22 protein-coding genes are annotated in these 23585 nt (G+C 72.0%); 11 read left to right on the top strand and 11 right to left on the bottom strand.

Features of this window, described 5'->3' with window-relative positions; all coding sequences use genetic code 11:
• Positions 1-177 precede the first annotated feature (177 nt).
• Positions 178-942 carry a winged helix-turn-helix transcriptional regulator gene (locus tag ON36_RS03015; RefSeq protein ID WP_043647419.1) on the bottom strand — a complete coding sequence of 255 codons (765 nt, stop codon included), beginning with the start codon at positions 940-942 and terminating at the stop codon, positions 178-180.
• Positions 943-1126: 184 nt separating this feature from the next.
• On the opposite strand from ON36_RS03015, the gene ON36_RS03010 reads away from it, so the two are divergent.
• The 6 genes from ON36_RS03010 (at position 1127) to ON36_RS02980 (ending at position 5311) form a co-directional block, all read left to right on the top strand.
• Positions 1127-1981, top strand: coding sequence for an LmeA family phospholipid-binding protein (locus tag ON36_RS03010; RefSeq protein ID WP_043647418.1), 855 nt, complete (start codon positions 1127-1129; stop codon positions 1979-1981).
• Positions 1978-2412: a thioredoxin family protein gene (locus ON36_RS03005; protein ID WP_043647417.1), complete on the top strand. Its 435-nt coding sequence runs from the start codon at positions 1978-1980 to the stop codon at positions 2410-2412. The genes ON36_RS03010 and ON36_RS03005 overlap by 4 nt, the downstream gene beginning before the upstream one ends.
• A gap of 274 nt (positions 2413-2686) precedes the next feature.
• Positions 2687-3160 (top strand): DUF4395 domain-containing protein, encoded by a 474-nt coding sequence (locus ON36_RS03000; RefSeq protein ID WP_043647416.1) that lies wholly within the window; start codon positions 2687-2689, stop codon positions 3158-3160.
• Between the two features lie 29 nt (positions 3161-3189).
• Positions 3190-4023, top strand: a complete 834-nt coding sequence (locus ON36_RS02995) for a sulfurtransferase (RefSeq protein WP_043647415.1) — start codon at positions 3190-3192, stop codon at positions 4021-4023.
• A 5-nt stretch (positions 4024-4028) separates the two neighbouring features.
• Positions 4029-4334, top strand: coding sequence for a DUF1416 domain-containing protein (locus ON36_RS02990; protein ID WP_043647414.1), 306 nt, complete (start codon positions 4029-4031; stop codon positions 4332-4334).
• Positions 4335-4603: 269 nt separating this feature from the next.
• Positions 4604-5311, top strand: a complete 708-nt coding sequence (locus ON36_RS02980) for a heme-binding beta-barrel domain-containing protein (RefSeq protein WP_052313586.1) — start codon at positions 4604-4606, stop codon at positions 5309-5311.
• A 302-nt stretch (positions 5312-5613) separates the two neighbouring features.
• Here ON36_RS02980 and ON36_RS02975 read toward each other — a convergent pair whose 3' ends face one another.
• The 5 genes from ON36_RS02975 to ON36_RS02955 form a co-directional block, all read right to left on the bottom strand.
• The gene (locus ON36_RS02975; protein WP_174377532.1) at positions 5614-7266 is read right to left on the bottom strand and encodes an ATP-binding cassette domain-containing protein; all 1653 of its coding nucleotides are present in this window, start codon (positions 7264-7266) and stop codon (positions 5614-5616) included.
• Between the two features lie 26 nt (positions 7267-7292).
• Positions 7293-9020 (bottom strand): thiol reductant ABC exporter subunit CydD, encoded by a 1728-nt coding sequence (gene cydD, locus ON36_RS02970; RefSeq protein WP_043647412.1) that lies wholly within the window; start codon positions 9018-9020, stop codon positions 7293-7295.
• 4 nt (positions 9021-9024) lie between these two features.
• Entirely contained in the window at positions 9025-10053 is a 1029-nt protein-coding gene (gene cydB / locus ON36_RS02965) for a cytochrome d ubiquinol oxidase subunit II (RefSeq protein ID WP_043647437.1), read from the bottom strand.
• Between the two features lie 11 nt (positions 10054-10064).
• Positions 10065-11564 carry a cytochrome ubiquinol oxidase subunit I gene (locus ON36_RS02960; protein WP_043647411.1) on the bottom strand — a complete coding sequence of 500 codons (1500 nt, stop codon included), beginning with the start codon at positions 11562-11564 and terminating at the stop codon, positions 10065-10067.
• A gap of 152 nt (positions 11565-11716) precedes the next feature.
• A complete protein-coding gene (locus ON36_RS02955; RefSeq protein WP_043647410.1) occupies positions 11717-12622 on the bottom strand; it encodes an aminodeoxychorismate lyase in 906 nt (301 codons plus the stop codon).
• A 113-nt stretch (positions 12623-12735) separates the two neighbouring features.
• Here ON36_RS02955 and ygfZ point away from each other — a divergent pair, with 113 nt between their 5' ends.
• The 4 genes from ygfZ (at position 12736) to ON36_RS02935 (ending at position 15866) form a co-directional block, all read left to right on the top strand.
• Positions 12736-13854 carry a CAF17-like 4Fe-4S cluster assembly/insertion protein YgfZ gene (gene ygfZ / locus ON36_RS02950; protein WP_083884874.1) on the top strand — a complete coding sequence of 373 codons (1119 nt, stop codon included), beginning with the start codon at positions 12736-12738 and terminating at the stop codon, positions 13852-13854.
• Between the two features lie 5 nt (positions 13855-13859).
• A complete protein-coding gene (locus ON36_RS02945) occupies positions 13860-14528 on the top strand; it encodes an MOSC domain-containing protein (protein ID WP_043647436.1) in 669 nt (222 codons plus the stop codon).
• Complete coding sequence (locus ON36_RS02940; protein ID WP_043647408.1) at positions 14525-15475, top strand: asparaginase; 951 nt, start codon at positions 14525-14527, stop codon at positions 15473-15475. The genes ON36_RS02945 and ON36_RS02940 overlap by 4 nt, the downstream gene beginning before the upstream one ends.
• 175 nt (positions 15476-15650) lie before the next feature.
• Positions 15651-15866 (top strand): DUF3073 domain-containing protein, encoded by a 216-nt coding sequence (locus ON36_RS02935; protein ID WP_043647407.1) that lies wholly within the window; start codon positions 15651-15653, stop codon positions 15864-15866.
• Positions 15867-16197: 331 nt separating this feature from the next.
• Here ON36_RS02935 and purM read toward each other — a convergent pair whose 3' ends face one another.
• Both purM and purF read right to left on the bottom strand, forming a co-directional pair.
• Complete coding sequence (purM, locus tag ON36_RS02930) at positions 16198-17277, bottom strand: phosphoribosylformylglycinamidine cyclo-ligase (protein ID WP_043647406.1); 1080 nt, start codon at positions 17275-17277, stop codon at positions 16198-16200.
• 97 nt (positions 17278-17374) lie between these two features.
• The gene (gene purF / locus ON36_RS02925; protein WP_043647405.1) at positions 17375-18955 is read right to left on the bottom strand and encodes an amidophosphoribosyltransferase; all 1581 of its coding nucleotides are present in this window, start codon (positions 18953-18955) and stop codon (positions 17375-17377) included.
• A 256-nt stretch (positions 18956-19211) separates the two neighbouring features.
• Between purF and ON36_RS02920 the strand changes: the two genes are divergently transcribed.
• Positions 19212-20546 carry a YhgE/Pip domain-containing protein gene (locus ON36_RS02920; protein WP_306306895.1) on the top strand — a complete coding sequence of 445 codons (1335 nt, stop codon included), beginning with the start codon at positions 19212-19214 and terminating at the stop codon, positions 20544-20546.
• A 28-nt stretch (positions 20547-20574) separates the two neighbouring features.
• On the opposite strand, the gene ON36_RS02915 is transcribed toward ON36_RS02920, so the two are convergent.
• From ON36_RS02915 to ON36_RS02905, 3 genes are read right to left on the bottom strand one after another with little or no spacing between them, the layout of a single operon-like run.
• Positions 20575-20970 carry a sterol carrier family protein gene (locus tag ON36_RS02915; protein ID WP_043647404.1) on the bottom strand — a complete coding sequence of 132 codons (396 nt, stop codon included), beginning with the start codon at positions 20968-20970 and terminating at the stop codon, positions 20575-20577.
• An 11-nt stretch (positions 20971-20981) separates the two neighbouring features.
• Entirely contained in the window at positions 20982-21767 is a 786-nt protein-coding gene (locus ON36_RS02910) for a CPBP family intramembrane glutamic endopeptidase (RefSeq protein WP_245557854.1), read from the bottom strand.
• The gene (locus tag ON36_RS02905; RefSeq protein WP_083884872.1) at positions 21764-23494 is read right to left on the bottom strand and encodes an alpha/beta hydrolase; all 1731 of its coding nucleotides are present in this window, start codon (positions 23492-23494) and stop codon (positions 21764-21766) included. The genes ON36_RS02910 and ON36_RS02905 overlap by 4 nt, the downstream gene beginning before the upstream one ends.
• Between the last annotated feature and the right edge of the window lie 91 nt (positions 23495-23585).

Here is a 23585-nt window from a genome sequence, read left to right as displayed (position 1 = left end):
CGACAGCGAGAAGCTACCGCCTGACTCGGATACCGGCGTTACCCCGTCGGCGGCGGCCGAACGGCCGAGCAGCGCGCGGACCGCGTCGGCGGTACCCGGCGCGAGCGCGGACTCCCAGCGCAGCGACAGTCCGGCAATCGGCGTCTGTGCCATCGCCCGTTCCCCTCCTGTGATCGGCTAGGTGGCCTGGCCGTTGATCGGCGTGAGCGTGGAATCGTCGCCGTCGATGTCGTCGTCGGGGAAGCTCACCGCTTCGCCCTTGGCCGAGGTGTTGCGGGCCGGGCGCACCGCCTTGTAGCCGACATTGCGCACGGTGCCGATCAGCGATTCGTACTCGCTGCCCAGCTTCGCGCGCAGGCGCCGGACGTGCACGTCGACGGTGCGGGTGCCGCCGAAGAAGTCGTAGCCCCAGACCTCCTGCAGCAGCTGGGCGCGGGTGAAGACCCGGCCCGCGTGCTGGGCGAGGTATTTCAGGAGTTCGAACTCCTTGTAGGTGAGGTCAAGCGGGCGGCCGCGTAACCGCGCGGTGTAGGTGCCCTCGTCGATCACCAGCTCGCCGAGGGTGATCTTGCCCGTGTTCTCCGGGCTGGCGACGCCGCCGTTGCGGCCGACCAGCAGGCGGAGGCGCGCGTCCAGTTCGGCGGGGCCGGTGCCCGGCAGGAGGATGTCGTCAAGACCCCAGTCCGCGTTCACCGCGACCAGTCCGCCCTCGGTCAGCACCGCGACGACCGGCACCGAGGACCCGGTGCTGCCCAGCAGGCGGCACAGGCCGCGCGCGGCGGCCAGGTCGGTCCGCGCGTCGACCAGCGCCACATCGGCGGTACCGGCCTCGAGCAGCGAGGCCACCTCGGTGGGCGCGGGCCGCACGTTGTGTGCCAGCAGCGACAACGACGGCAGGACCGCCTCCGGATTGGGATCCGAGGTCAGCAGGAGCAGCTCCACGGGCTCTCCTCCTATCTCGTGACTGCGCGGACGGCGAGCGCCGGCGCTGGGCCACGTCGCCGAAACACAGGTAATCGAGTGCAACATTAGCGCGCCGCACCGGCCGCGCTCCGGACATGGTGCGCGAAACGGTCCACGTCGCCGCGCCCGACAGCCCGGATCCGGCGCCCACTACGCTTACGGCATGCGCAAGCTGATCATCGGGCTGCTGTGCCTGGCCGGTTTGGCGGTGGTGATCGATTTCGGCGCCGCCGCGTACTCGGAGTACCACCTGTCCCGCCAGCTGCGGGCGGGCGCGGCGCTCTCCGCCGATCCCGAGGTGACCGTGCACGGCTTCCCGTTCGCCGCCCAGGCGGCCTCGGGAACCTTCGACAACATCGAGATCCGGGCCCGCAGCATGCGCCCCGACATCCCCGGCGAGATCGCGCTGGAGGCCAGCCTGTTCGGGCTGCACGCCCCGGCGGGCGAACTCGCAGGCGGCGAGGTGCGCACGGTCCCGGTCGACCGGGTCGACGTCCGCATGCGCATCGAACCGACCGAACTCGGCAGACTCTTCGGCATCCCCGACCTGCAGGTCCTCGGGCCGCCCGCCGACAAGTCCGACGGCACCGGCGGGTCCGGCGGCACCGGCATGACCACCGCGGGCGCGGTCGTCCTTGTCGGCACGCTGCCGACCAGCCCCAACGGCCGCGTGCTGCCCGCCGCGGTGTCGACCGCGGCGACCACCACCGCCGCCGCCGTCACCCGCACCGAGGTGAAGGTCGAGGCCGACCTGCTGCTCGTCGGCGATCAGGTCCGCATCCAGGCGACCCGCTTCTACAAGGACCCGACCGCCCCCGCGCCCGCCACCACGCCGCAGAACGAGATCTCCGAGGCCGATCGCCCGGCCGTGCTCGAACGCTTCAGCCGTACGATCGATACCAAGGAGTTGCCCTTCGGCATCCGGCCGACCGAGGTGTCGGCCGTCGGCGGTCAGATCGTGATCGAGGGTGTCGGGCGCAACGTCACCATCGACCTGGACCGATTGCAGCAACCATGATCGAGATCGTCATCCTGTTCGCCGTGCTCGCCGCCGCCGTGGTGGTCGGCCTGCTGCTGCGCGCCCGCCAGGGCCGCGTCCGCGCCAGCGACATCCGCACCCCCGTCCCGGAGCGGGAACAGCTGCTCGCCGCCGCCGGCGTGACCGGAAGCACCCCCGCCGTGCTGCACTTCTCCGCCGACTGGTGCGGCCCGTGCGCGGCGGTGCGTCGCGTGGTGGCCAACGTGACGACCGAGCTGGCGGAGTCGCCCAACGCCCCGCGCGACATCGAGGTCGACATCGACGCCGAGCCCGCGCTCGCCCGCTCCCTCAACGTCCTCTCGCTGCCGACGACCTTCGTCTTCGACGGCGACGGCAAGGAGCGTTTCCGCATCTCGGGCGTGCCGAAGGCGGCCGATCTGCGCACCGCGCTCGAGCCCTTGACAGTGTGATCCCGCACCGATCCGTCGAACCCCTGGACGATTCCCCGGGGGGACCGGGTAAACTACTTCCCGTGCAATCCGACCACGAGCTGATGCTCACCCGACGCCGCACGGTAGATCTGTGCCGCCTCGGTGGTTGTTGCTGCCTGTGCCGCTGAGCGGTCGGCAGTCCTTCTTCACCGGAAATTCCTGACGCCGACCTGTGTCCGCCGCGCGAGTGATCACCGATCCCCCGGCGAACCGGCCCCCAGTCCTTCCCGACTTCAGCGCAGGAGATCGCACCATGACCTCGACCACTTCCCCCACGCAGGTGGATGTCCGCGGGCCCCGTTTCGTGGCCTGGGTGACCACCGGCGTCCTCGTCCTCGTGCTGCTCACGGCCGCCTTCGCGCCCGCCGTGGCGGTGGTGCTCATCGGGCTGCAGGCGATCGTGTTCGCGATCGGCGCCGCCCAGGGTCCCCGCAAGCACCCCTACGGCCGCCTGTACGCGACGTTCGTCGCGCCCCGGCTCGGTCCGGTGACCGAGACCGAACCGGTGCCGCCGCTGCGGTTCGCGCAGCTGCTCGGCTTCGTCTTCGCGGCCGCCTCCCTGCTGGGCTTCGCGCTCGGCTCCCCGATCGTCGGCGTGGTTTTCGCCGGCTTCGCCCTGTTCGCCGCGTTCCTGAACGCGGCGTTCGGGATCTGCCTGGGCTGCCAGATCTACCCGCTGGTCGCCCGCTTCCGCCGGACCACGTCACCGACACCGGCAACGCACTGATCCGCACGTCATCTTTCGAAAGGAACAACATGGCTCGCTCCGATGTCCTGGTCTCCGTGGACTGGGCCGAAGAGAACCTCAACGCCCCCGGCGTCGTCTTCGTCGAGGTCGACGAGGACACTTCCGCCTACGAGGGCGGCCACATCGAGGGCGCCGTGCGCCTCGACTGGAAGACCGACCTGCAGGATCAGGTCCGTCGTGACTTCGTCAACCAGGAGCAGTTCTCCGCGCTGCTGTCCGAGCGTGGCATCGCCAACGACGACACCGTGGTGCTCTACGGCGGCAACAACAACTGGTTCGCCGCCTACGCGTACTGGTACTTCAAGCTCTACGGCCACAACGACGTCAAGCTGCTCGACGGCGGTCGCAAGAAGTGGGAGCTCGACGGCCGCCCGCTCTCGCGTGACGCCGTGAGCCGCCCGGCCACCCAGTACAAGGCCGCCGCCCCCGACAACTCGATCCGCGCCTTCCGCGACGAGGTCATCGACGCCATCGGCGCCAAGAACCTCGTCGACGTTCGCTCGCCCGACGAGTTCTCCGGTAAGATCCTTGCCCCGGCCCACCTGCCGCAGGAGCAGAGCCAGCGTCCGGGCCACATCCCCGGCGCGATCAACGTGCCGTGGAGCAAGGCCGCCAACGAGGACGGCACCTTCCGTTCCGACGCCGAGCTCGCCGAGCTCTACAAGGACGCGGGCCTGGACGGCGAGAAGGAGACCATCGCCTACTGCCGCATCGGTGAGCGCTCGTCGCACACCTGGTTCGTGCTGCAGGAGCTGCTGGGCCACCAGAATGTCAAGAACTACGACGGTAGCTGGACCGAGTACGGCTCGCTCGTCGGTGCACCTATCGAGTTGGGAGCGTAATCAATATGTGTGCAGCACCTACCCAGGGTCAGGCCATCCCGTCGAACGTCGACGTGGAGAAGGAGACCGTGATCACCGGTCGCGTGCTGAGCGCGGACGGCCAGCCCGTCGGCGGCGCGTTCGTGCGTCTGCTCGACGGCAACGGTGACTTCACCGCCGAGGTCGTCGCCTCCGGCACCGGCGATTTCCGCTTCTTCGCCGCGCCGGGCGCGTGGACCGTGCGCGCGCTGTCCTCGGCCGGTAACGGCACCGCCCAGATCACCCCCGAGGGTGCGGGCATCCACAACGTGGACGTCGAGGTCGCGAAGTAGTTTCGCGGGGCGAGAGCTCACAACGGCCCTGGTAGTTCCTGTGCGGGAACTGCCAGGGCCGCTTTCGTATCCGCCGCCGGAACTCGCTAGACTCCCCCTCGTGGTCCTCTTCTTCGAGATTCTCCTTGTGGCCGTGTCGATCCTCATCGGCTGGTTCGGCCTGTACGTCTTCTACCGGCTGTTCACCGAGTCATGAGCGTCGGGGGCCGGAGGCGGCAGCACAGTGTAACCACGCAGGCCCCAGCTCGTGACTCCCTGGGCGCCGCGTCATGAGCGGACTCCCGAGCGAGAGTCCCGATCAGCCGGCCGAGCGGGCGAGCGACGTGAGTGACGCGAGCGATACGGCGTCGGCCGAGCGCCGCAGCGGCGACGAGGCGGTCAACGCCGCCGCCGAGCGGGCGAAGGAGACCGGCGCCCGCAACATCGCCGTGCTCCCGGGCCTCCCGCTGCCCGAGGACACCGCGAACCTGCGCCTCGGCCCCGATCTGAACCACGCCAACCTGGCGCTGCTGCCGCTGGTCGGCGTGTGGCGCGGCGAGGGCGAGGGCAACCACCCCACCGACGGTGACTACCGCTTCGGCCAGCAGATCACCGTCTCCCACGACGGCGGCGAGTACCTGGTCTGGGAGGCGCAGTCCTGGAAGCTCGACGCCGAGGGCGCCTACGCGGGCCCGGACCTGCGCGAGAGCGGCTACTGGCGCGTCGGCGTCGACGGTGACGACGAGGTGATCGAGCTGCTGCTCACCCATGCCTCCGGCATCGTCGAACTGTTCTACGGCCACGCGCTCAACCAGTCGTCCTGGGAGCTGGCCACCGATGTGGTGATCCGCAGCCAGTCCGGCGCGGTCGTCGGCGGCGCCAAGCGCCTCTACGGCATCGTCGAGGGCGGCGACCTGGCCTACGTCGAGGAACGCGTCGCCGCCGACGGCGACCTCGTCCCCCGCCTGTCGGCCCGCCTCCAGCGCTACGTCGGCTGACGGCGCCGCCGGCCGTCGCCGCGCCATCCCGCGGGGAAGCCGGCCGCGGCGCCTTCGAGCACCGCTGGGGCGACGTTCCGCCCCGGACATGGAGCGACCCCCGAGCCGTATCGCCGATTCCGTGACGGAGCCGGCGATCCCGGTAGGACATCTCCGGGGGCTCGGGGGTCGGGTGACTGCCTGGGATTCGCTCAGCGCACCGCTGGGGAATCTCCCGCAGTGGAGCTGCTAGCGGGCAGCCACCTCACGCGTCCAAGAAACATACATTCTTCAGACCACCTCCTCTCTTGTGTACCTCAAATCTAATGAGCGGCGGAGGGGGTGCGCAATTGATTTTCGCGGCGGGCGAAAAGCTCGCTGACCTCGCCGGATCCGGTGACGCGCAGCACAGTGTCCGCGCGGTGGTCCTCGGGGAGACGGTGGGTCACCACCACGACGACGCGGTCGGGGGCGACCAGGCCGCTGTCCGCGTCGAGCAGGGCGCGCAGCAGGCGCTCGCCGTCGGCCTCGTCGAGGTGTTCGGTCGGTTCGTCCAGCAGCAGGACGCGGGCCGGGGAGATCAGGGCGCGGGCCAGCAGGATCCGCCTGCGCTGGCCGCCCGACACGGCCGCGGCGCCGCCGTCGAGGGTGGTGTGCAGGCCGTCGGGGAGGTCGGCCACCCACGCGCCGAGGCCGACCGCGCGCAACGCCTCCTCGGCTTCGGGTTCGGTGAGGTCGCCCCGGCCGACCCGCAGGTTCTCCAGCAGGGACGTGCTGAACAGGTGGGCGTCCTCGGCGAAGAAGGTGACGCCCTCGCGCGGGGTGTCGAACAGGCCCGCCCAGCGCATGAGCAGGGTCGTCTTGCCCGCGCCGCTGGGGCCGACGACGGCGATCCGGCGCGCGGGCGGGAGGTCCGCGAACCGGGAGTCCGCCGACGGCGGGCTCGGGACCGCCCCGGCCGGTGCCAGGTGATCGGCCTCCAGCCTGCGCAGGGCGGCGCGGGCGACCGTGAGGGTGGTCGCGGCCGCCGGGAGGGCGCCGACGGCTTCGAAGGCCGACAGCGGCACCAGGACGAGGATCGTCAGGGCCATGGGCGTCATGCCGCCGGGTAGGCCGCCGGTCGGCCCGTAGGCGGCCACGCCGACGAGCAGCGCGCCGAGGGCGCTGACGCCGATCGAGAACGGGGTGGCCGCGGCGGCCAGCGCGCTGTGGCGGGCGGCGGTGTCCTCGGCGCGGACCGCGCGCAGGCCCGCGTCGCGGGCGGCGGCGAGCGCGGTGTCCAGTCGGCCCGCCACGCGGAGTTCGGCCGCGTGGTCGAGCACGGTGACCGCCTGCGCGGTGAACTCGCCCCGGTCGCCGCGCACGGCCTCCTCCGCCTCCCGGGCGGCCCGGGCGGACAGCCACGGCGCGACCACCCCGGCCAGCAGCAGCGCCGCCGCCAGGATCGCCGCGCCCGCGACGGAGATCGTCGCCAGCAGCGCCACCGCGCCGAGCGACAGCAGCACCGCCACCGCGACCGGCACGAAGACGCGCACGACGACGGCGCCGAGATCGTCGATGTCGTCCCGGATCCGGACGAGCAGGTCGCCGCGCCGCATCCCGGCGAGCCCACGCCCCGCCGCCGCGGCGCCCGGCCCGCCGGCGTCCTCGGTCGGCGGCGCGAACCGGCCCGGCCACCACCACGAATCCCGGTGCGCCAGCGCCTCGTACACCGAGACACGCGCGGCGGTCATGGCCCGCAGCGCGACGTCGTGCGTCGCCAGCCGCTCCAGGTACCGCGCCACGCCCCGCGAGATGCCGAGGGCGCGCACGGCGACCACGGCGACGCTGAGATCGAGGACCGGCGGCATCTGCCAGGCGCGGGCGATGAGCCACGCGGCGAGGGCGGCCAGCGCGAGCCCGCTCCCGAGCGCCAGCACACCCCAGGCGACGGCGACCGCCACCCGCCACGGCGACAGCGCGAGCAGCCGCCACATGCGGCGGAGATCCCCGATCAGCGCGTTCACGACGCCACCGCTTCCGCCCGGGCGCCGACCTCGACGACGGTGTCGGCGGCGGCCAGCACGGCGGGCCGGTGGCCGACGACCACGACGGTGGCGCCTTCACCGGCCAGGCGGCGCAGGGTGGCCAGGACCTCGGCCTCGCTGTCGGCGTCGAGGTGCGCGGTCGGCTCGTCCAGCAGCAGGATCGGCCGGCGCGAGGCGAGCACCCGGGTCAGCGCCAGCCGCTGCCGCTGCCCGAGGGACAGCCCGACCCCGCCGCGGCCGACGGTGGTCTCCCACCCCCGGGGCAGCTCGGCGAGCACGGCGCCGAAACCCGTGGCGTGGCTCACCTCGTCGAGCACGTCTCCGGCCCGCGATCCGGCGCCGCCCGCCGGGGACGGCGCACCGGCCGATGGCCCGATCCGCGCCCCGAGCAGCGTGACGTTCTCCCGCAGCGTGCCCGGCACGAGGACCGGCCGCTGCGGCAGCCAGGCGACCCGGGACCACCAGGCGTCCGGGTCGAGCGACGCGACGTCGCGGCCGTCGACGGTCACCGCGCCTCGGTCGGCGGCGGTGAGGCCGAGGACGACCTGGAGGGCGGTCGACTTCCCTGACCCGTTCGGACCGGTGAGCACGGTGACCCGGCCGGGCTCGAGCACGGCCGACAGCCCGGCGGGGGCGAACCCGTCCCGCGCCGCGACGCTCACCTCGCGCAGCTCGATGCGCGACGGACCGTGACCGAGCACGTCGCCCGCGGCGGTCGCGGCGGGCGGCGCGGCGTCCAGCACCGCGAAGGCCCGCTCCCCGGCGGCCATCCCGTCCTGGGCCGCGTGGAACCGCTCGCCGACCTGCCGCAGCGGCAGATACACCTCGGGCGCCAGGATCAGCGCGACGAGCCCGGCGTAGAGGCTCATCTCGCCGTACACCAGCCGCATGCCGATGGCCACCGCGATCACCGCCACGCTGAGGGTGGCCAGGAGTTCGAGCACCATCGAGGACAGGAACGCCAGGCGCAGCGCCCGCATGGTCCGCTCCCGCAGCTGGTCGCCGAGCGCGCGTACCCGGCCCGCCATGCTGCGCCCGCCCGGGTTCTCGCGGCCGAGCGCGCGCAGGGTCGGCATGCCGGCGAAGAGGTCGAGCAGCTGGTCGGAGAGCCGGGTGGCCGCGGTGAGCGTCTCGTCGGCCCGCCCCTGGGTGAGCAGGCCGATGAGCACCATGAACACGGGGATGAGGGGCACCGTGACGACGGCGATCAGCGCGGAGGCCGGGTCGGCGATCCCGATGACGATCATGACCACCGGCGGCACCAGGCAGGCCAGCAGCAGCGCGGGCAGGTATCCGGTGAACCAGGCCCGCAGCCCGCTCAGCCCGCTGCCGACGATCACCGCGAGTTCGGTGCGGCGGGCCTCGGCCTCGCGCGGTGGCAGCCGGGCCGCGGTGGCCAGCACCGCCTGTTCGAGCTCGGTGACCACGGCCGCGCCCGCCCGGTGCGCGAGCCGCGCCTGCCACCAGCTCGCCAGCGCCCGCACCGCGATCGTGACGGCCAGCAGCGCGAATTCGGCGGTCCACTGCCCGAGTTCGCGCCGGCCGGGGTCGGTGATCACCCCGGCGAGCACCCGGGCCAGCAGCACCGCGGTCACGACGATGGTCGCGGTGACCACCATCGCGAGCCCGACGGCGACGATCAGGTGCCGCCGGGCGGAACGGGCGTACCGCCACAGCCGCGGGTCGACAGGGCGGCGCGCCATGGAATCAGCCCTTGCCGCTCAGCGACAGTCCGGCCGGTGCCGGGATCTGTTCGACGGTGAGGCGCTTGCGGAACACCCAGTAGGTCCAGCCCTGGTAGATCAGCACCACCGGCGTGGCCAGCAGCGCCACCCAGGTCATCACCTTCAGCGTGTAGGGCGTCGACGAGGCGTTGGCGATGGTCAGGTCGAAGGCCGGGTCGATGGTGGAGGGCAGCACGTTGGGGAACAGCGAGCCGACCAGCAGCGCGGTGGCGGCGGCCACCGTGATCGTGGTGCCGACGAAGGCCCAGCCGTCACGGCCGGCGAAGGTGGCGCCCGCGGCGGCCAGCAGGCCGGCGACGGCGGCGCCGAGGGCGATCCAGGTCCAGCCGGAGCCGTAGGCGAGCTGGGTCCACAGCCCGAAGGCGCCGACGACGACCACCGTCGGACCGAGCAGCAGCCGGGCGATGCGCTGGGCGTCGTCGCGGACCTCGCCGCCGGTCTTGAGCACGAGGAAGATCGCGCCGTGGAAGGCGAAGAGGACGCCCGTGGCCAGCCCGCCGAGCAGGGCGTAGGGGCTGAGCAGGTCCCCGACGGAGCCGACGATCTGCCGGTCGGCGTCGAGCGGGACGCCGCGCACGAGGTTGGCGAACACCCAGCCCCAGGCCAGCGCGGGCACCCAGGAACCGATGCCGATCCCGAGGTCGCACCACGCCCGCCACTTCGGGTCGTTGATCTTGGCGCGGTACTCGATGGCGCAGATCCGCAGGATCAGCGCGACCAGGAGCAGCAGCAGCGCCAGGTAGAAGCCGGAGAACATGCTCGCGTACCACTCGGGGAACGCCGCGAACATCGCGCCGCCCGCGGTGATCAGCCAGACCTCGTTGGCGTCCCACACGGGGCCGATGGTGTTGAGGACGACGCGCCTGCGGGTGTCGGAGCCCTTGCCGAGCACCGGCATGAGCATGCCGACGCCGAAGTCGAAGCCCTCGAGCACGAAGTAACCGGTGAACAGCACACCGATCAGCACGAACCAGAATTCAGCCAGTGTCATCGCCGCCACTCCTAGTACGCGAAGGACAGTTGTTCGACGGGTTCGCCGGTGGCGCGGTGCCCGCCCCCGCCGTCGCCGTCGTCGGGGCCGTCGTCACCGGACGCGTGCCCGGGCGCGGGATCGGGTCCGGCGACCACGTAGCGCCGGATCAGGTAGAACCACACGACGGCCAGCGCGCCGTAGAGCAGCGTGAACACCGTCAGCGACAGCCAGACCGTGCCCGAGGCGTGCTGCGAGACGCCGTCGCCGACCATGAGCCGGATGTTCTTGTCGCCGGTCGGATTCGGCACGACCACCCAGGGCTGGCGGCCCATCTCGGTGAACACCCAGCCGGAGATGTTGGCCAGGAACGGGGTGGGGATGGCGAGCAGCGACAGCCAGGAGAACCAGCGCTGGTCGGGCACCCGGCCGCCGCGGGTCACCCAGAATCCGGCCAGCAGCAACAGCACCGAACCGGCGGCCAGGCCGATCATGGCGCGGAAGGACCAGTAGGTGACGAACAGGTTGGGCCGGTAGTCGCCGGGGCCGAACTGGTCGACGTAGGACTGCTGGAGGTCCTGTACGCCCTGCAGGGTGACGCCCTCGAACTTGCCCTCGGCCAGGAACGGGAGCACGTAGGGCACCTCGAGCACGTGGATCACGCTGTCGCAGTTGTTGTGCGTGCCGACGGTGAGGATGGAGAAGTCGGGGTCGGTCTGGGTGTGGCAGAGCGATTCGGCGGAGGCCATCTTCATGGGCTGCTGCTGGAACATCAGCTTGCCCTGGATGTCGCCGGTGAAGATCACCGCGACGCCGGCGAGGGCGACGATCACCAGCGAGATCCGGCCGACCGGCCGCCACATCGACCGCGCCTCTTCGAGTTTCGCGGCGTCGCCGCTGCGCGCGTTGCGCACCATGTACCAGCCCGCGATGCCGGCGACGAAGGTGCCCGCGGTGAGGAACGCGCCGGCGACGACGTGGGGGAACGCGGCGAGCGAGGTGTTGTTGGTGAGCAGGGTCCAGATGCTCTCCAGTTCGGCGCGGCCGGTCTCGGGGTTGAAGCGGGCGCCGACCGGGTGCTGCATGAAGGAGTTGGCCGCGACGATGAAGTAGGCCGAGGCGTTCACGCCGATGGCGACGAGCCAGATGCAGGCCAGGTGCACGAGCCTGGGCAGGCGGGTCCAGCCGAAGATCCAGAGGCCGATGAAGGTCGACTCCATGAAGAAGGCGATCAGGGCCTCGAAGGCGAGCGGTGCGCCGAAGACGTCACCGACGAATCGGGAGTACTCGCTCCAGTTCATGCCGAACTGGAATTCCTGCACGATGCCGGTGGCGACGCCGATGGCGAAGTTGATCAGGAAGACCTTGCCGAAGAATTTGGTGAGGCGGTACCACGCGTCGTTGCCGGTGACGACCCAGGCGGTCTGCATCATCGCGATGAGCGGAGCGAGGCCGATGGTCAGCGGAACGAAGATGAAGTGGTAGACCGTGGTGATACCGAATTGCCACCGGGAGACGTCCAGGGTGCTCATCCGTACTCCTGCCACTACTACGACATGTCGTAGTAAAGCTTACGCCGGAGCCGGTCGCCCACAACGTGTTCGCGCTCACGACACGCTGCGCGGTAGCCGAACGATCACGTAACACCGCCGCGGGGTACCCCACCCGCACCCCGCAGCGGCGTTCACCAGTCGCCGATGGAACCCGAGCGCTCGATGCCCTGGTCCACCAGATCCCGGATCTCGTCGGCGTTGTCGGGCGCCGACATGCGCACACCGTCGAACTGGTTGACCCGCGCGGCCAGCGTGACGCTCGACAGCAGCCAGATGCTGTCGCAGTCGAACAGGTCGGCGGTGAACAGCGATTCGTAGCGGCAGTCCCAGCCCGCCTTCTCCGCGACGTTGTACAGCGAACGCTGGGTTACCCCGGGCAGCACGCCGTTCTTGGCGGGCGGGGTGATCAGCTGCTTGTCCCGGGCAATGACCACCGTCGAGCGCGGACCCTCCAGCACCCGGCTCTCGGTGCTGGTGTAGATCACGTCGTCGTTGCCCATCCGGCGCGCGAACCGCAGCGCGGCCATGTTGGTCGCGTAGGACAGCGTCTTGGCGCCGAGCAGCTGCCACGGCGCGGCCTGGGCCAGGTCGATGGAGATGCCGCGGGCCAGCGACATCACCTTCACGCCCTCGGTCCGCGCCTTGGCCACGCGCTCGGGCACCGGCGAGACCAGGACGTAGCCGGTCGGCTTCGGCGTCTCGGGCGCCAGCTCGGAGGTCGGCGCCTCGAAGTCGGAATCCCGGCCGCGCGTGTAGACCCAGCGCATGACACCCTCGCGCTCGGGCCCCCAGACCTTGGCCGCCTCCTCCGCCGCCGAGCGCCACTTCGACAGCTCGACATCCGGTAGTTCCAGGGCCTGGGCCGAGTGCCGCAGCCGGCCGAGGTGATACTCCAGCGCCGTCGGCACCCCGCGGCGCACGAGTAGCGTCTCGAAGACGCCGTCGCCGCGCAGGGCGCCGATGTCGTCGGCGTAGAGCAAGGGTGAGTCGGGGTCCTCCAGGGCACCGTCGAGCGTGACTAGAACGCGATCCTCCATGGGCGACAACCCTAGGCGTTATCAAGCCGTTATGCCTATCACTGCCCCGAGATTCGGCAGCGCGGGGACACCGCCCGCAGCGCGTCGCGGCGCGGCGGCCTACAGTGGAGGGCGTGTCGGTGGTCGTCGCCCCCAGTCCTGTTCTGCACACACCGGGTGCCGTCGCGGGCGCCGAGGGGTCCCCGGATGCCGCGGTCGCGTGGCACTACGGTGATCCGTTCGGTGAACAGAAGGCCGCGGTCCAGCGCGTCGCGGTCGTCGATCGCTCGCATCGCAGCGTCGGCCGGATCACCGGCGGCGAGCGCCTGAGCTGGCTGCACACCATCTCGAGCCAGCACCTCACCGCCCTGCCCGACGGGCACAGCGCCGAGAACCTCGACCTCGACCTCAACGGCCGGGTACAGCACCACTTCGTGCTCACCGACCTCGACGGCACGCTGTGGTTCGACACCGAGGCCGAGCGCGGCCCCGACCTGCTGACCTTCCTGCAGCGCATGGTGTTCTGGGCCGACGCGAAGCCCGAGGCCGCGCCCGATCACGCCGTGCTGAGCCTGCTCGGCCCCGGCGCGGCCGCCCTGGCGAGCGTCCTCGGCATCGCCGCCCTGCCGGGCGAGGTCTACGCCGCCACCGCGCTGCCGGCCGGCGGTTTCGTGCGCCGCATGCCCTGGCCGACCGCCGACTCCTACGACCTGATCATCCCCCGCGAGACGCTGATCACCCACTGGTCCGCGCTCACCGCCGCGGGCGCCGAACCCGCGGGCATGTGGGCGTTCGAGGCGCTGCGGGTGGCCGCCCTGCGCCCCCGCATCGGCGTGGACACCGACGACCGCACCATCCCGCACGAGGCCCGCTGGATCGGCGGGCCCGCCGAGTTCGGCGCGGTCCACCTGAACAAGGGCTGCTATCGCGGGCAGGAGACGGTCGCCCGGGTGCACAACCTCGGCAAGCCGCCCCGCAACCTGCTGCTGCTGCACCTCGACGGCTCCGCCGACGAGCGTCCCGCCACCGGCGACGACGTCACCGCGGGCGGCCGCGCGGTGGGCAGGCTCGGCACCGTGGTCGACCACTTCGAGCTCGGCCCGATCGCGCTGGCGCTGATCAAGCGCTCGGTCCCGGCGGGCACCGAGCTGGTCGCGGGCAGCGCGGCCGCCGCGATCGATCCGGATTCCGTCCCGGCCGAGGACGGCGTCCAGCCGGGCCGGGCCGCCGTCGACCGGCTGCGCGGCCGGTGAACGTCATGCGCACCGGCGACGTCGGCCGGGTCGAGGCCGTCTGCGTCGTGCACGCCGAACGCGAGGTCCGCACCCGGGTCGGCCGTACCGCCATCGACAAGCGCCCGGTGCCGGGCCGGGTGCCGGTCGGCGCGCTCGGCCTCGGCGGCGACCACGTCTGCGACACCGTCAACCACGGCGGCGTGCACCAGGCCGTCTACGCCTATGCCGAGGAGGACGCGCGCCGGTGGGCGGACGAGCTCGGCCGCGACCTGCCCGCGGGCTGGTTCGGGGAGAACCTGCGCGTGACCGGTCTCGCCGTCAGTGACGCGGTGCTCGGCGCCCGCTGGGCCGTCGGCGACACCCTGCTCGAGGTGAGCGCGCCGCGGGTGCCGTGCGCGACCTTCCAGCAGTGGTCCGGCGAGAAGCAGTGGGTCAAACGCTTCACGCAGCGCGGCGACACCGGCGCCTACCTGCGGGTCCTCACCGAGGGCACGATCGGCGCCGGCGACGAGGTCCGGGTGGTGCACACCCCCGCGCACGGCATCACCGTGCGCGACGTGTTCACCGGCACCGACCCCGCCCTGCTCGAACGGCTGCGCATCGAGGAGCCGACCATCTCCGACGACGTGCGCATGCAGATCGACCGGCACGCCCGCCGCGGCGCGCCGCAGGTCGTGGAGGTCCGCCCGTGAGCGTGGAGCTGGTCGAGGTGGTGCGGTCGGGATTCCGCGAGTGCGTGCACCGCGGGTCGGTGGTGGTGCTGGGCGCGGACGGCGAGCCGATCACCGAACTCGGCGAGACGCACGGCCCGATCTACCCGCGCTCGACCAACAAGCCGATGCAGGCGCTCGCCCTGCTCCGCCTCGGTTTCGATCCGGTCGACGACGAGGAGCTGGCCCTGTCGACGGCCTCGCACTTCGGCGAGCCCGATCACGTCGCCCTCGTCCGCCGCCTGCTCGACCGGTTCGGGTTCGCCCCGGCCGACCTGGCCTGCCCGGCCGACCTGCCCTTCGAGGAGCACGCCCGCGCCGCCGCGCTGACCGGCGCCGGGCCGAGCCCGCTCTACATGAACTGCTCGGGCAAACACGCGGCCATGCTGGCCACCTGCCGGATCAACGGCTGGCCGGTGACCGGCTATCTCGACATCGACCATCCGCTGCAGCGCGCGGTCGCCGACACCATCGCCGACGTCACCGGCGAACCGGAGACCGACCTCGGCATCGACGGCTGCGGCCTGCCGATCGTGCCCGTCTCGCTGATCAACCTCGCCCGCGCGTTCGCCGGCTTCACCACGGCCCCTCCCGGCGACCCGCGCAGGCGGATCGCCGATGCCGTGCGCGCGCATCCGCGAGTGATTTCGGGCACCAGCGGGCCGGATCTGCTGGCCATGTCGGCCACGCCCGGCCTGTTCTGCAAGATCGGCGCGGACGGCGTGCACGCCGGTGCGCTGCCGGACGGCCGGGCCTTCGCGTACAAGATCGACGACGGCGCCGACCGGGCGCGAATGCCGTTGACGCTGGCCGTTCTCCGAGCTCTCGACATCGAATGGACCGACGAGCACACCGCGCTGGCGGCCCCGGCGGTGCTCGGCGGCGGTGCGCGGGTGGGGGTCGTGCGGGCGGTTCCGGGAGTGCTCTGAACCGGCGGCGCCCGGGCGACAGTCAGGCAAACGGCACCAGTTCGGGAGTTCTTCACCCACTCCTGGAAGCACGACCGCCTGACACACGCTAAAGTGTCTGTCAGGAAGAGTATTAATTCGAACGGGGCCGCCAACAAACCCCAGGCCGCCCCGCTGTGACGCGAGGGGGTCAGCCATGGGCCGTGGCCGGGCTAAGGCAAAGCAGACCAAGGTCGCACGAGAGCTGAAGTACAGCTCGCCGTCGACCGACTTCGCGAGCCTTCAGCGTGAGCTCTCCGGAAGCCCCAGCTCCCATGTAAGTGGTGGTGTGCTGTCCGATGAGCACGACGCGGACGAGTCGGTGTCCCGATGGAACAACGAGGACGACGACTACGACGACTGGCGCCGCTGACCGGAATGCTGTGGAAGGGGGAGGCCGTCGTGGCCTCCCCCTTCGACCGTTGACCGTGCGCGGTGGCCCGAAGTGGGCTCGCAGATGAGCCGGGTCGGCTAGCTGCCCTGGTTTGATCGGCGAAGACACCTGAATACGCGACGAGCGTCCCGTGTGCCACGGGACGCTCGATGTGTTTGCCGACCAGCCCTCTCCGGCGGCGTGCCCGCGCGTCTCCGCGGGCGTTGCGGTGGCCGCGAGCCCGACCCGATCGCGCTGCGCCGGCAACTCGTCGACGGCTGACGCGTCAGGGGCCGCCGCTGCGCGCGACGGCCCCTGACGGAAAGCGGATTCAGAACCGCGGGTGCTCGCCCAGCAGGATCGCGCGCGGCGCCTCGGCGTCGGCGGCCTTCTTGACCGTGCCGAGGGTCCAGCAGTCGATGTGGCGGGCGGTCAGCACCGCCAGGGCGCGGTCGGCGTCCTCGGGCGCGACGATGGCGACCATGCCGACGCCCATGTTGAAGGTCTTCTCCATCTCGACGCGCTCGACGCGGCCGCGCTGGGCGATGAGACGGAACACCGGGGCCGGGTTCCAGGTGCCGCGGTCCAGCTCGGCGACCAGGCCGGCGGGCAGCACGCGGGCCAGGTTGGCGGCCAGGCCGCCGCCGGTGACGTGGGCGAAGGTGCGCACGTCGGTCTCGGCGATCAGCGCGAGGCAGTCCTTGGCGTAGATGCGGGTCGGCTCGAGCAGCTCCTCGCCGAGGGTGCGGCCGAACTCCTCGACGTAGCCCGTGAGGGACATGCGGTCGATCTCGAGCAGGACCTTGCGGGCCAGGCTGTAGCCGTTGGAGTGCAGGCCCGAGGAGCCCATCGCGATGACCACGTCGCCGGGGCGCACCCGGTCCGGGCCGAGCACCGAGTCCGCTTCCACCACGCCGACGCCGGTGGCCGACAGGTCGTAGTCGTCGGGGTCCATCAGGCCGGGGTGCTCGGCGGTCTCGCCGCCCAGCAGGGCGCAACCGGCCTTGACGCAGCCCTCGGCGATACCCGAGACCAGCTCGGCCACCTTCTCCGGGACAACCTTGCCGATGGCGATGTAGTCCTGCAGGAACAGCGGCTCGGCACCGCAGACCACCAGGTCGTCGACGACCATGGCGACCAGGTCGAGGCCGACGGTGTCGTGCTTGTCCAGTGCCTGCGCGACGGCGATCTTGGTGCCGACGCCGTCGGTGGAGGCGGCGAGCAGCGGCTCGCGGTAGCCGCCCTTCAGCGCGAACAGACCCGCGAAACCACCGAGGCCGCCCTGCACCTCGGGTCGGCTCGCCTTCTTCGCCAATGGCCCGAACAACTCGACGGCTCGATCTCCGGCTTCGATGTCGACGCCGGCGGCGGCGTACGAGGCGCCGGCACCGAGGGGGGTCTGTTCAGTCATTTTTGCGGAGAGCTCCAAACCGAATCGGCGGATAGATTGCGGGTCCATTGTCGCATTGGCTTCGGCCCGGCAACCTCGGACCCACGAACACCGGCGGTCAGGGGCGGCTGAGCGCGTCCGCGTTGGCGTTCTCGCCGAGCAGTTCGGCCTCGGAACGACCGGAGAGCATGCCTTCCAGCACGTTCTTGCCGATGGCCGCCTCGGTCGGGAGCTGGATCGGGTAGGTGCCGTCGAAGCAGGCGCAGCACAGGCGCGAACGCGGCTGCTCGGTGGCGGCGATCATGCCCTCGGTGGAGATGTAGCCGAGGCTGTCGGCGCCGATGGACCGGCGCACGTTCTCGACCATCTCCTCGTAGCTGTCGTCGGTGCCCGCGCCGTTGGCGATCAGCTCCGCGCGCGAGGCGAAGTCGATGCCGTAGAAGCAGGGCCACTTGACCGGCGGGGAGGCGATGCGCACGTGGATCTCGAGCGCGCCCGCCTCGCGCAGCATGCGGATGAGCGCGCGCTGGGTGTTGCCGCGCACGATCGAGTCGTCGACGACGATGAGCCGCTTGCCGCGGATGACCTCGCGCAGCGGGTTGAGCTTGAGCCGGATGCCGAGCTGGCGGATGGTCTGGCTCGGCTGGATGAAGGTGCGCCCGACGTAGGCGTTCTTCATCAGGCCCTGGCCGTAGGGCACGCCCGAGCCCTGCGCGTAGCCCACGGCGGCGGGGGTGCCGGACTCGGGCACCGGGATGACCAGGTCGGCCTCGACCGGGCTCTCGGCGGCCAGGCGGCGGCCGATCTCCACGCGGGTGGCGTGCACCGAGCGGCCGGAGATGGTGGAGTCGGGGCGGGCCAGGTAGACGTACTCGAAGACGCAGCCCTTGGGCTCGGGGTTGGCGAAGCGCATGGACCGCACGCCGTCGGCGTCGATCGCCAGCAGCTCGCCCGGCTCGATCTCGCGGACGAACGCGGCGCCGACGATGTCGAGGGCGGCGGTCTCGGAGGCGACGACCCAGCCGCGGTCCAGCCTGCCGAGGCACAGCGGCCGCACGCCCCACGGGTCGCGGGCGGCGTAGAGGGTGTGCTCGTCCATGAAGGTGAGGCAGAAGGCGCCGCGCAGTTGCGGCAGCAGGTCCATGGCGGCCTGCTCGATGCTCGAGTCCGCGGCGGCGTGGGCCAGCAGCGCGGTGACGATGTCGGAGTCGGAGGTCGCGCCCGTCAGCTGCGGGCGACCGTCGACGACGCCGGGGCCGTTGAGTCCGAGTTCGCGTGCGCGATCGGCCAATTCGGCGGTGTTGACCAGGTTGCCGTTGTGGCCGAGCGCGAGACCGGAGCCGACGGCGGTGGTGCGGAAGATGGGCTGCGCGTTCTCCCAGGTGACGCCACCGGTGGTGGAGTAGCGACAGTGCCCGACGGCGATGTGGCCGGGCATGGCCCCCAGGGTCTGTTCGTCGAAGACCTGGCTGACCAGGCCGAGATCCTTGAAGACGAGGATCTGCGAACCGTCGGAGACGGCGATACCGGCCGCTTCCTGACCACGGTGCTGCAACGCATAGAGACCGTAATATGTGAGCTTGGCCACGTCCTCGTGCGGCGCCCAGACTCCGAAGACTCCGCACTCCTCGCGGGGCTCGTTCTCGGGCTGGTCCGCTGCGGCAGAAGTGCTGTCGATCGATAGATCGGCGTTGGTCACCGTGTGCTCCCTGTTCGGGCGGGGGTGGGGGCACCCGTCATTCTACGGGTGAAAACGAACTCGACGTACGCCACGGCGCAAACCCGGCGCAATCCACAGGTGTGATCACGCGAATTCTGGGGGGCCAGCTGTTACGGTGCCGACCGTGACCACCGATGACAGTGCGCACGAGCCCGCTGATTCCCCAGCGTCCACCCCGGAAAACACCGGAGCGGGGTCCCGGGATTCCGATACCGCCGCCCCGGCCGGAGCGACGTTGGACACACTGCGGATTCCCCCGCGCCGCTGGGCGCGGATCCTGCTGGCGCCGACCGCCGTCCTGACCGTGGTGATGACGCTGCTCGGCGTGATGTACCTCGCCTACATCTCCGACCCGGAGGGCAATCTGCACGACTTCCCGGTCGCGCTGGTCAACCAGGACGTCGGCGACACCATCGACCGGGGCGGGAGGACCGAGCAGGTCAACTTCGGCAAGCAGGTCGCCGAGGCGCTGGAGGCGGGCGTGCCCGCCGACCAGGTGGACCTGAAGGTCGTCGGCATCGCCGAGGCGGAGCGGTTGCTCCGTTCCGCGCAGATCTACGGCGTCATCATCATCCCCGGCGACTTCAGCAAACGCCTGGGGATCCTCGGCGTCGGCAGCGTGGTCGGCGGCGAGATCGAGCGCCCGATCATCACCGTCATGACCAGTCCGCGGATGGGCCCGTACTCCGCGGGCATCGTCAACCGCATCGGCGAGCGGGCGATGACCGAGGTGAACAAGCAGGTGGGCCAGCAGCTGACCACGCAGGTCCGCGACACCCTCGCCGCGACACCGGCGGGCGCCCCCGCGCCGCAGGTCTCCGGCGCCGCCGCGCTGACCCTGGCCACGCCGATCCAGGTCGTCGAGCAGGAGTGGCGGCCGCTGGGCGCCAACCTCGGCATGGGCCTGACCGCGTTCTTCTACGCGCTGCTCATCCTGATGGCGGGCGTGGTCGGCGCGATGGTCATCCACACCATGGTCGACGCGCAACTCGGCTTCCAGCCGACCGAGTACGGGCCCTGGTACGTGCACTATCCGCCCCAGCCGATCTCGCGCTTCCACACGCTGCTGATCAAGTGGGGCGTGATGATCGTGGTGGCCAACGTGGTGTCACTGATCTATCTGCTCGTCGCGAAGGCCCTCGACATCCCGATCGAGCGGCCGGTGCAGCTGTTCCTGTTCTCGGTGCTCGCGCTGATCGCGGTCGGCATGACGTGCATGGCCTCGCTGGCCGCCTTCGGCACGGCGGGCCTGCTGATCAACCTGGCCGTCTTCCTCATCCTCGGCCTGCCCTCCTCGAGCGGTACGGTCCCGATCGAGGCGACACCGACCTACATCGCGTGGCTCGCCGAGTTCGAGCCCATGCACCAGGTGTTCCTCGGCGTCCGCTCGATCCTGTACTTCGAGTCCGACTACAGCGCGGGCCTCGGTCGCGGGATCTGGATGTCGCTGCTCGGCCTGGCCATCGCCCTGGTCGGCGGCATCGCGATCACCAAGTACTACGACTACAAGGGCCTGCACCGGGAGAACCTGGTCGACAAGGACGACAAGAAAAAGGCCGCGGCCGCCTGAGCGCAGCGGCCGCCGGGCGGCTCGGCGGTCAGGCGCCCGGCAGCCGCAGCAGCGGCAGCCAGTGCCCGATCTCCGTGGCGCGGGACCCGCTGGCCGAGACCGCGCCGCTCTCGATCGCGTCGGCGAGGGCGGTCTCCCCCGTCACCAGGCGCAGCCAGGTGCGGGGGTCGGTCTCGACGACGTTCGGCGGCGTGCCCCTCGTGTGCCGCGGCCCTTCGACGCACTGCACCGCGACGAACGGCGGCACACGGACCTCCACCGAGTGACCGGGCGCGGCGGCGGCCAGCGCCCGCGCGCTCCCGCGCACCGCGGCGGCGAGTTCCGCGCGGGCGGGCGCGGGCGCCGCCTCGTCGGTCAGCCAGTCGCCCACCGCGAGCACCGCCGCCCGCACTTCCGCCGGATCGGTTCCACTTCGTCGCGCCACGTCAGCAGACCCTACCGACCGTCCCCGACACCGCGGCCCGCCCGCGACCGCCACCCCTCGATCGGCGACCCCGCCGGGGCGGCGCGGCGCCGGTCCAGCCTGCTCGCCAGGATCGGGGCGACCGCGCCGCCCGCGTTGATCGCCAGATGCAGCAGCGCGGGCGCGGTGGCGCTGCCGCTGCGCCTGCGCAGCTCCGAGAACAGGACGCCGGCCAGCGTGGTGATCGCCACCGTCGCGCCGACCGGGTCCCCCGCCGCGCGGGCGGGCGCCACGTGCCAGAGCCCGAAGTCGACGGCGCCGAGGAGGACCCCCGACGGTCCGGCCGCCTCCGCGAGCAGCGGGTCGATCGTGCCCCGGAACACCGACTCCTCGGCCAGCACGGTCCCGACCGGGATGTGCAACAGCGCCCACTCCACCGTCGACACCTCCGGCGCGCGCCCCGCGGCGGCGACGAGCGCCCGGCGCGGCCCCGGAATCGCCAGGGCCGCGCCGTATCCGGCGAGCACCACGGCGGCGGACCCGGCGCCCCAGCGCAGCCCGGATCGCGACCGCCAGCGCGGCCGACCGCCCAGCGAGCGCGAAAAGGCCAGCGCGAACAGCAGGTTCGCCGCCGTGCGGCCCCGCCGCGGCAGCCCGAGCCGGGGCAGGACGCCGTTCGACCAGGCCGGGGCGAGCAGCAGGGCGAGGACGGCGCGGCCGGTCGCCGACCGGCTCGCCCGGCCGCGCCCGGGCCCGATGGCGCGTCGTCCGGGACGGGCGCCGGCGGGCCCGCGCCGCGCGAGACCGCCCGCGCTCACTTGGTTTCCAGCTCTTCCCGCTCGGCGGCGACCAGCTCGCCCCGGACCCGTTCGACCAGGGCCGGGTCGGGGCCGAGCCCGGTCACCGCGACCCAGCCGTCGAGCACCAGGGTGCCGTAGCGGTGACCGTGGCCGTCCGAAACCCCTTGCGCGTTGGTGAGATCCGCGCTGACCTGCCAGAACGTGACGATCGGCGCCCAGCGCATCTGGCCGGAGACGTCGCCGCGTCGCGGCTCGCTGAGCCAGTCCGGCCGCGTGAACAGCAGATCCGCCGACCACCACACCACCGGGTCGGACGGGTGCTGCAGGTAGGCGATGCGCGGTTCACGCCAGGGTTCGGTCGGCTCGCGCAATTCGGCGGCGTCGGTGGCGAAGCGCACCACCAGCCCGTCGGCGTAGACGGGGTACATCTCCGGCGAACCGGGATCGCGGCGGGTGACGAACTGGCGCCACAGCCGGTTGGAGTTGGGCGGTCCGACCCAGAGCGCGCCGTCGACCTTCTCCCGCAGGTCGGCCAGGCCGTCGAAGGCGGCCTCGGACCCCTGCGATCCCAGGCTCTCGCCGTAGACGAAGAGCTTGGGCCGGGCTCCCTCCGGCCGCTGCTGCCAGCGCCGGTAAACCGCGTCGAACAGCTCGCGCCCGGCCGCGGCGGCCTTCTCCCGGTCCGACAGGAACGACAGCACGCTGGGCAGATACGAGTACTGGGTGGCCACCAGCGCGCTGTCGCCGCCCGCGAGGTACTCGACGGCGTCGGCGGCGGTGGAGTTCACCCAGCCGGTGCCGGTGGTGGTGACGACCACGAGCACCCGGCGCTCGAAGGCCCCGGTCCGTTCCAGCTCGGCGACCGCGAGGTCGGCGGCCGACTGTCCGCCGCGCACCGACTCGAGACCCACGTAGGCGCGGATCGGTTCCCGGGCGGGCCGCCCGGTGACGGCCGCGATCCGGCGCGCGTCCGGCCCGTGCGAGACGAACCAGCGGCCCTCGAAACCCAGTGTCTCCCAGCGCGACTCCGAGGCGGGGCTGCCCGACCGTTCGGGCAGGATCGGCGGCAGCGCGTTGTCGGAGGTCAGGTCGTTGCGGACGCTGAACGCCGAGTTGGCGACCGCGAAGAACGCCCGCGAGGCCACGCCGTTGAACAGGGTCACCGTGAGCACCACCAGCACCAGCGCCCCCACGGCGGGGGCGAGCTCGCGCGGCACCCGCACCCACCGGTTGAGCTGGCGGGCCACGAACAGCACCAGCGCGCGGACGGTCCGGTAGACGGCGACGACCGCCGCGCCGACGGCCACGCTGAGCAGCCCGGTCCGCAGGTAGGCCGGGGTCGTCGTGCCCGCCATGCCCATGACCGCGGTCAGCTCGCGCTGCCAGCGCGCCGACTGGATCAGCATGACCGCGGCCACGAGCGCGCAGCCGACGAGGACGGCGCCCTTGATCAGGTATCGCGCCCGCGCGGGCGGCGGCGGCACGGGGATCCTCGGCCGCACCCAGCGCCGGAAGACCCACTCGAGCACGCAGCCGAGCCCGTAGCCGAGGGCGGCGTTGATCCCGCTGATCAGGCCCTGGAACAGCCAGTCACGGGGCACCAGCGACGGCGTCAGCGACAGCGCGAAGAACAGGGTGGCCACGGCGAGGCCGACGTAGTTGAGGTCGACGATCCGCTCGATCCGGCGCACGACGACCACGCCGCGCGTGCGCAGCGTGGCCAGGGTGCTTCCGGTGGCGGACACGCTGACCAGTATGGCGGGCGGCACCGACGCCGCGCGCAGGTTGCGGTAGCGGGTCGATCACTCCCGATGACGCGGCAACTACCCACCGCGC

It is taken from the genome of Nocardia thailandica NBRC 100428 (genome assembly GCF_000308795.1).
Classification (GTDB): domain Bacteria; phylum Actinomycetota; class Actinomycetes; order Mycobacteriales; family Mycobacteriaceae; genus Nocardia; species Nocardia thailandica.
This window is presented reverse-complemented; position numbering and strand designations above follow the sequence as displayed.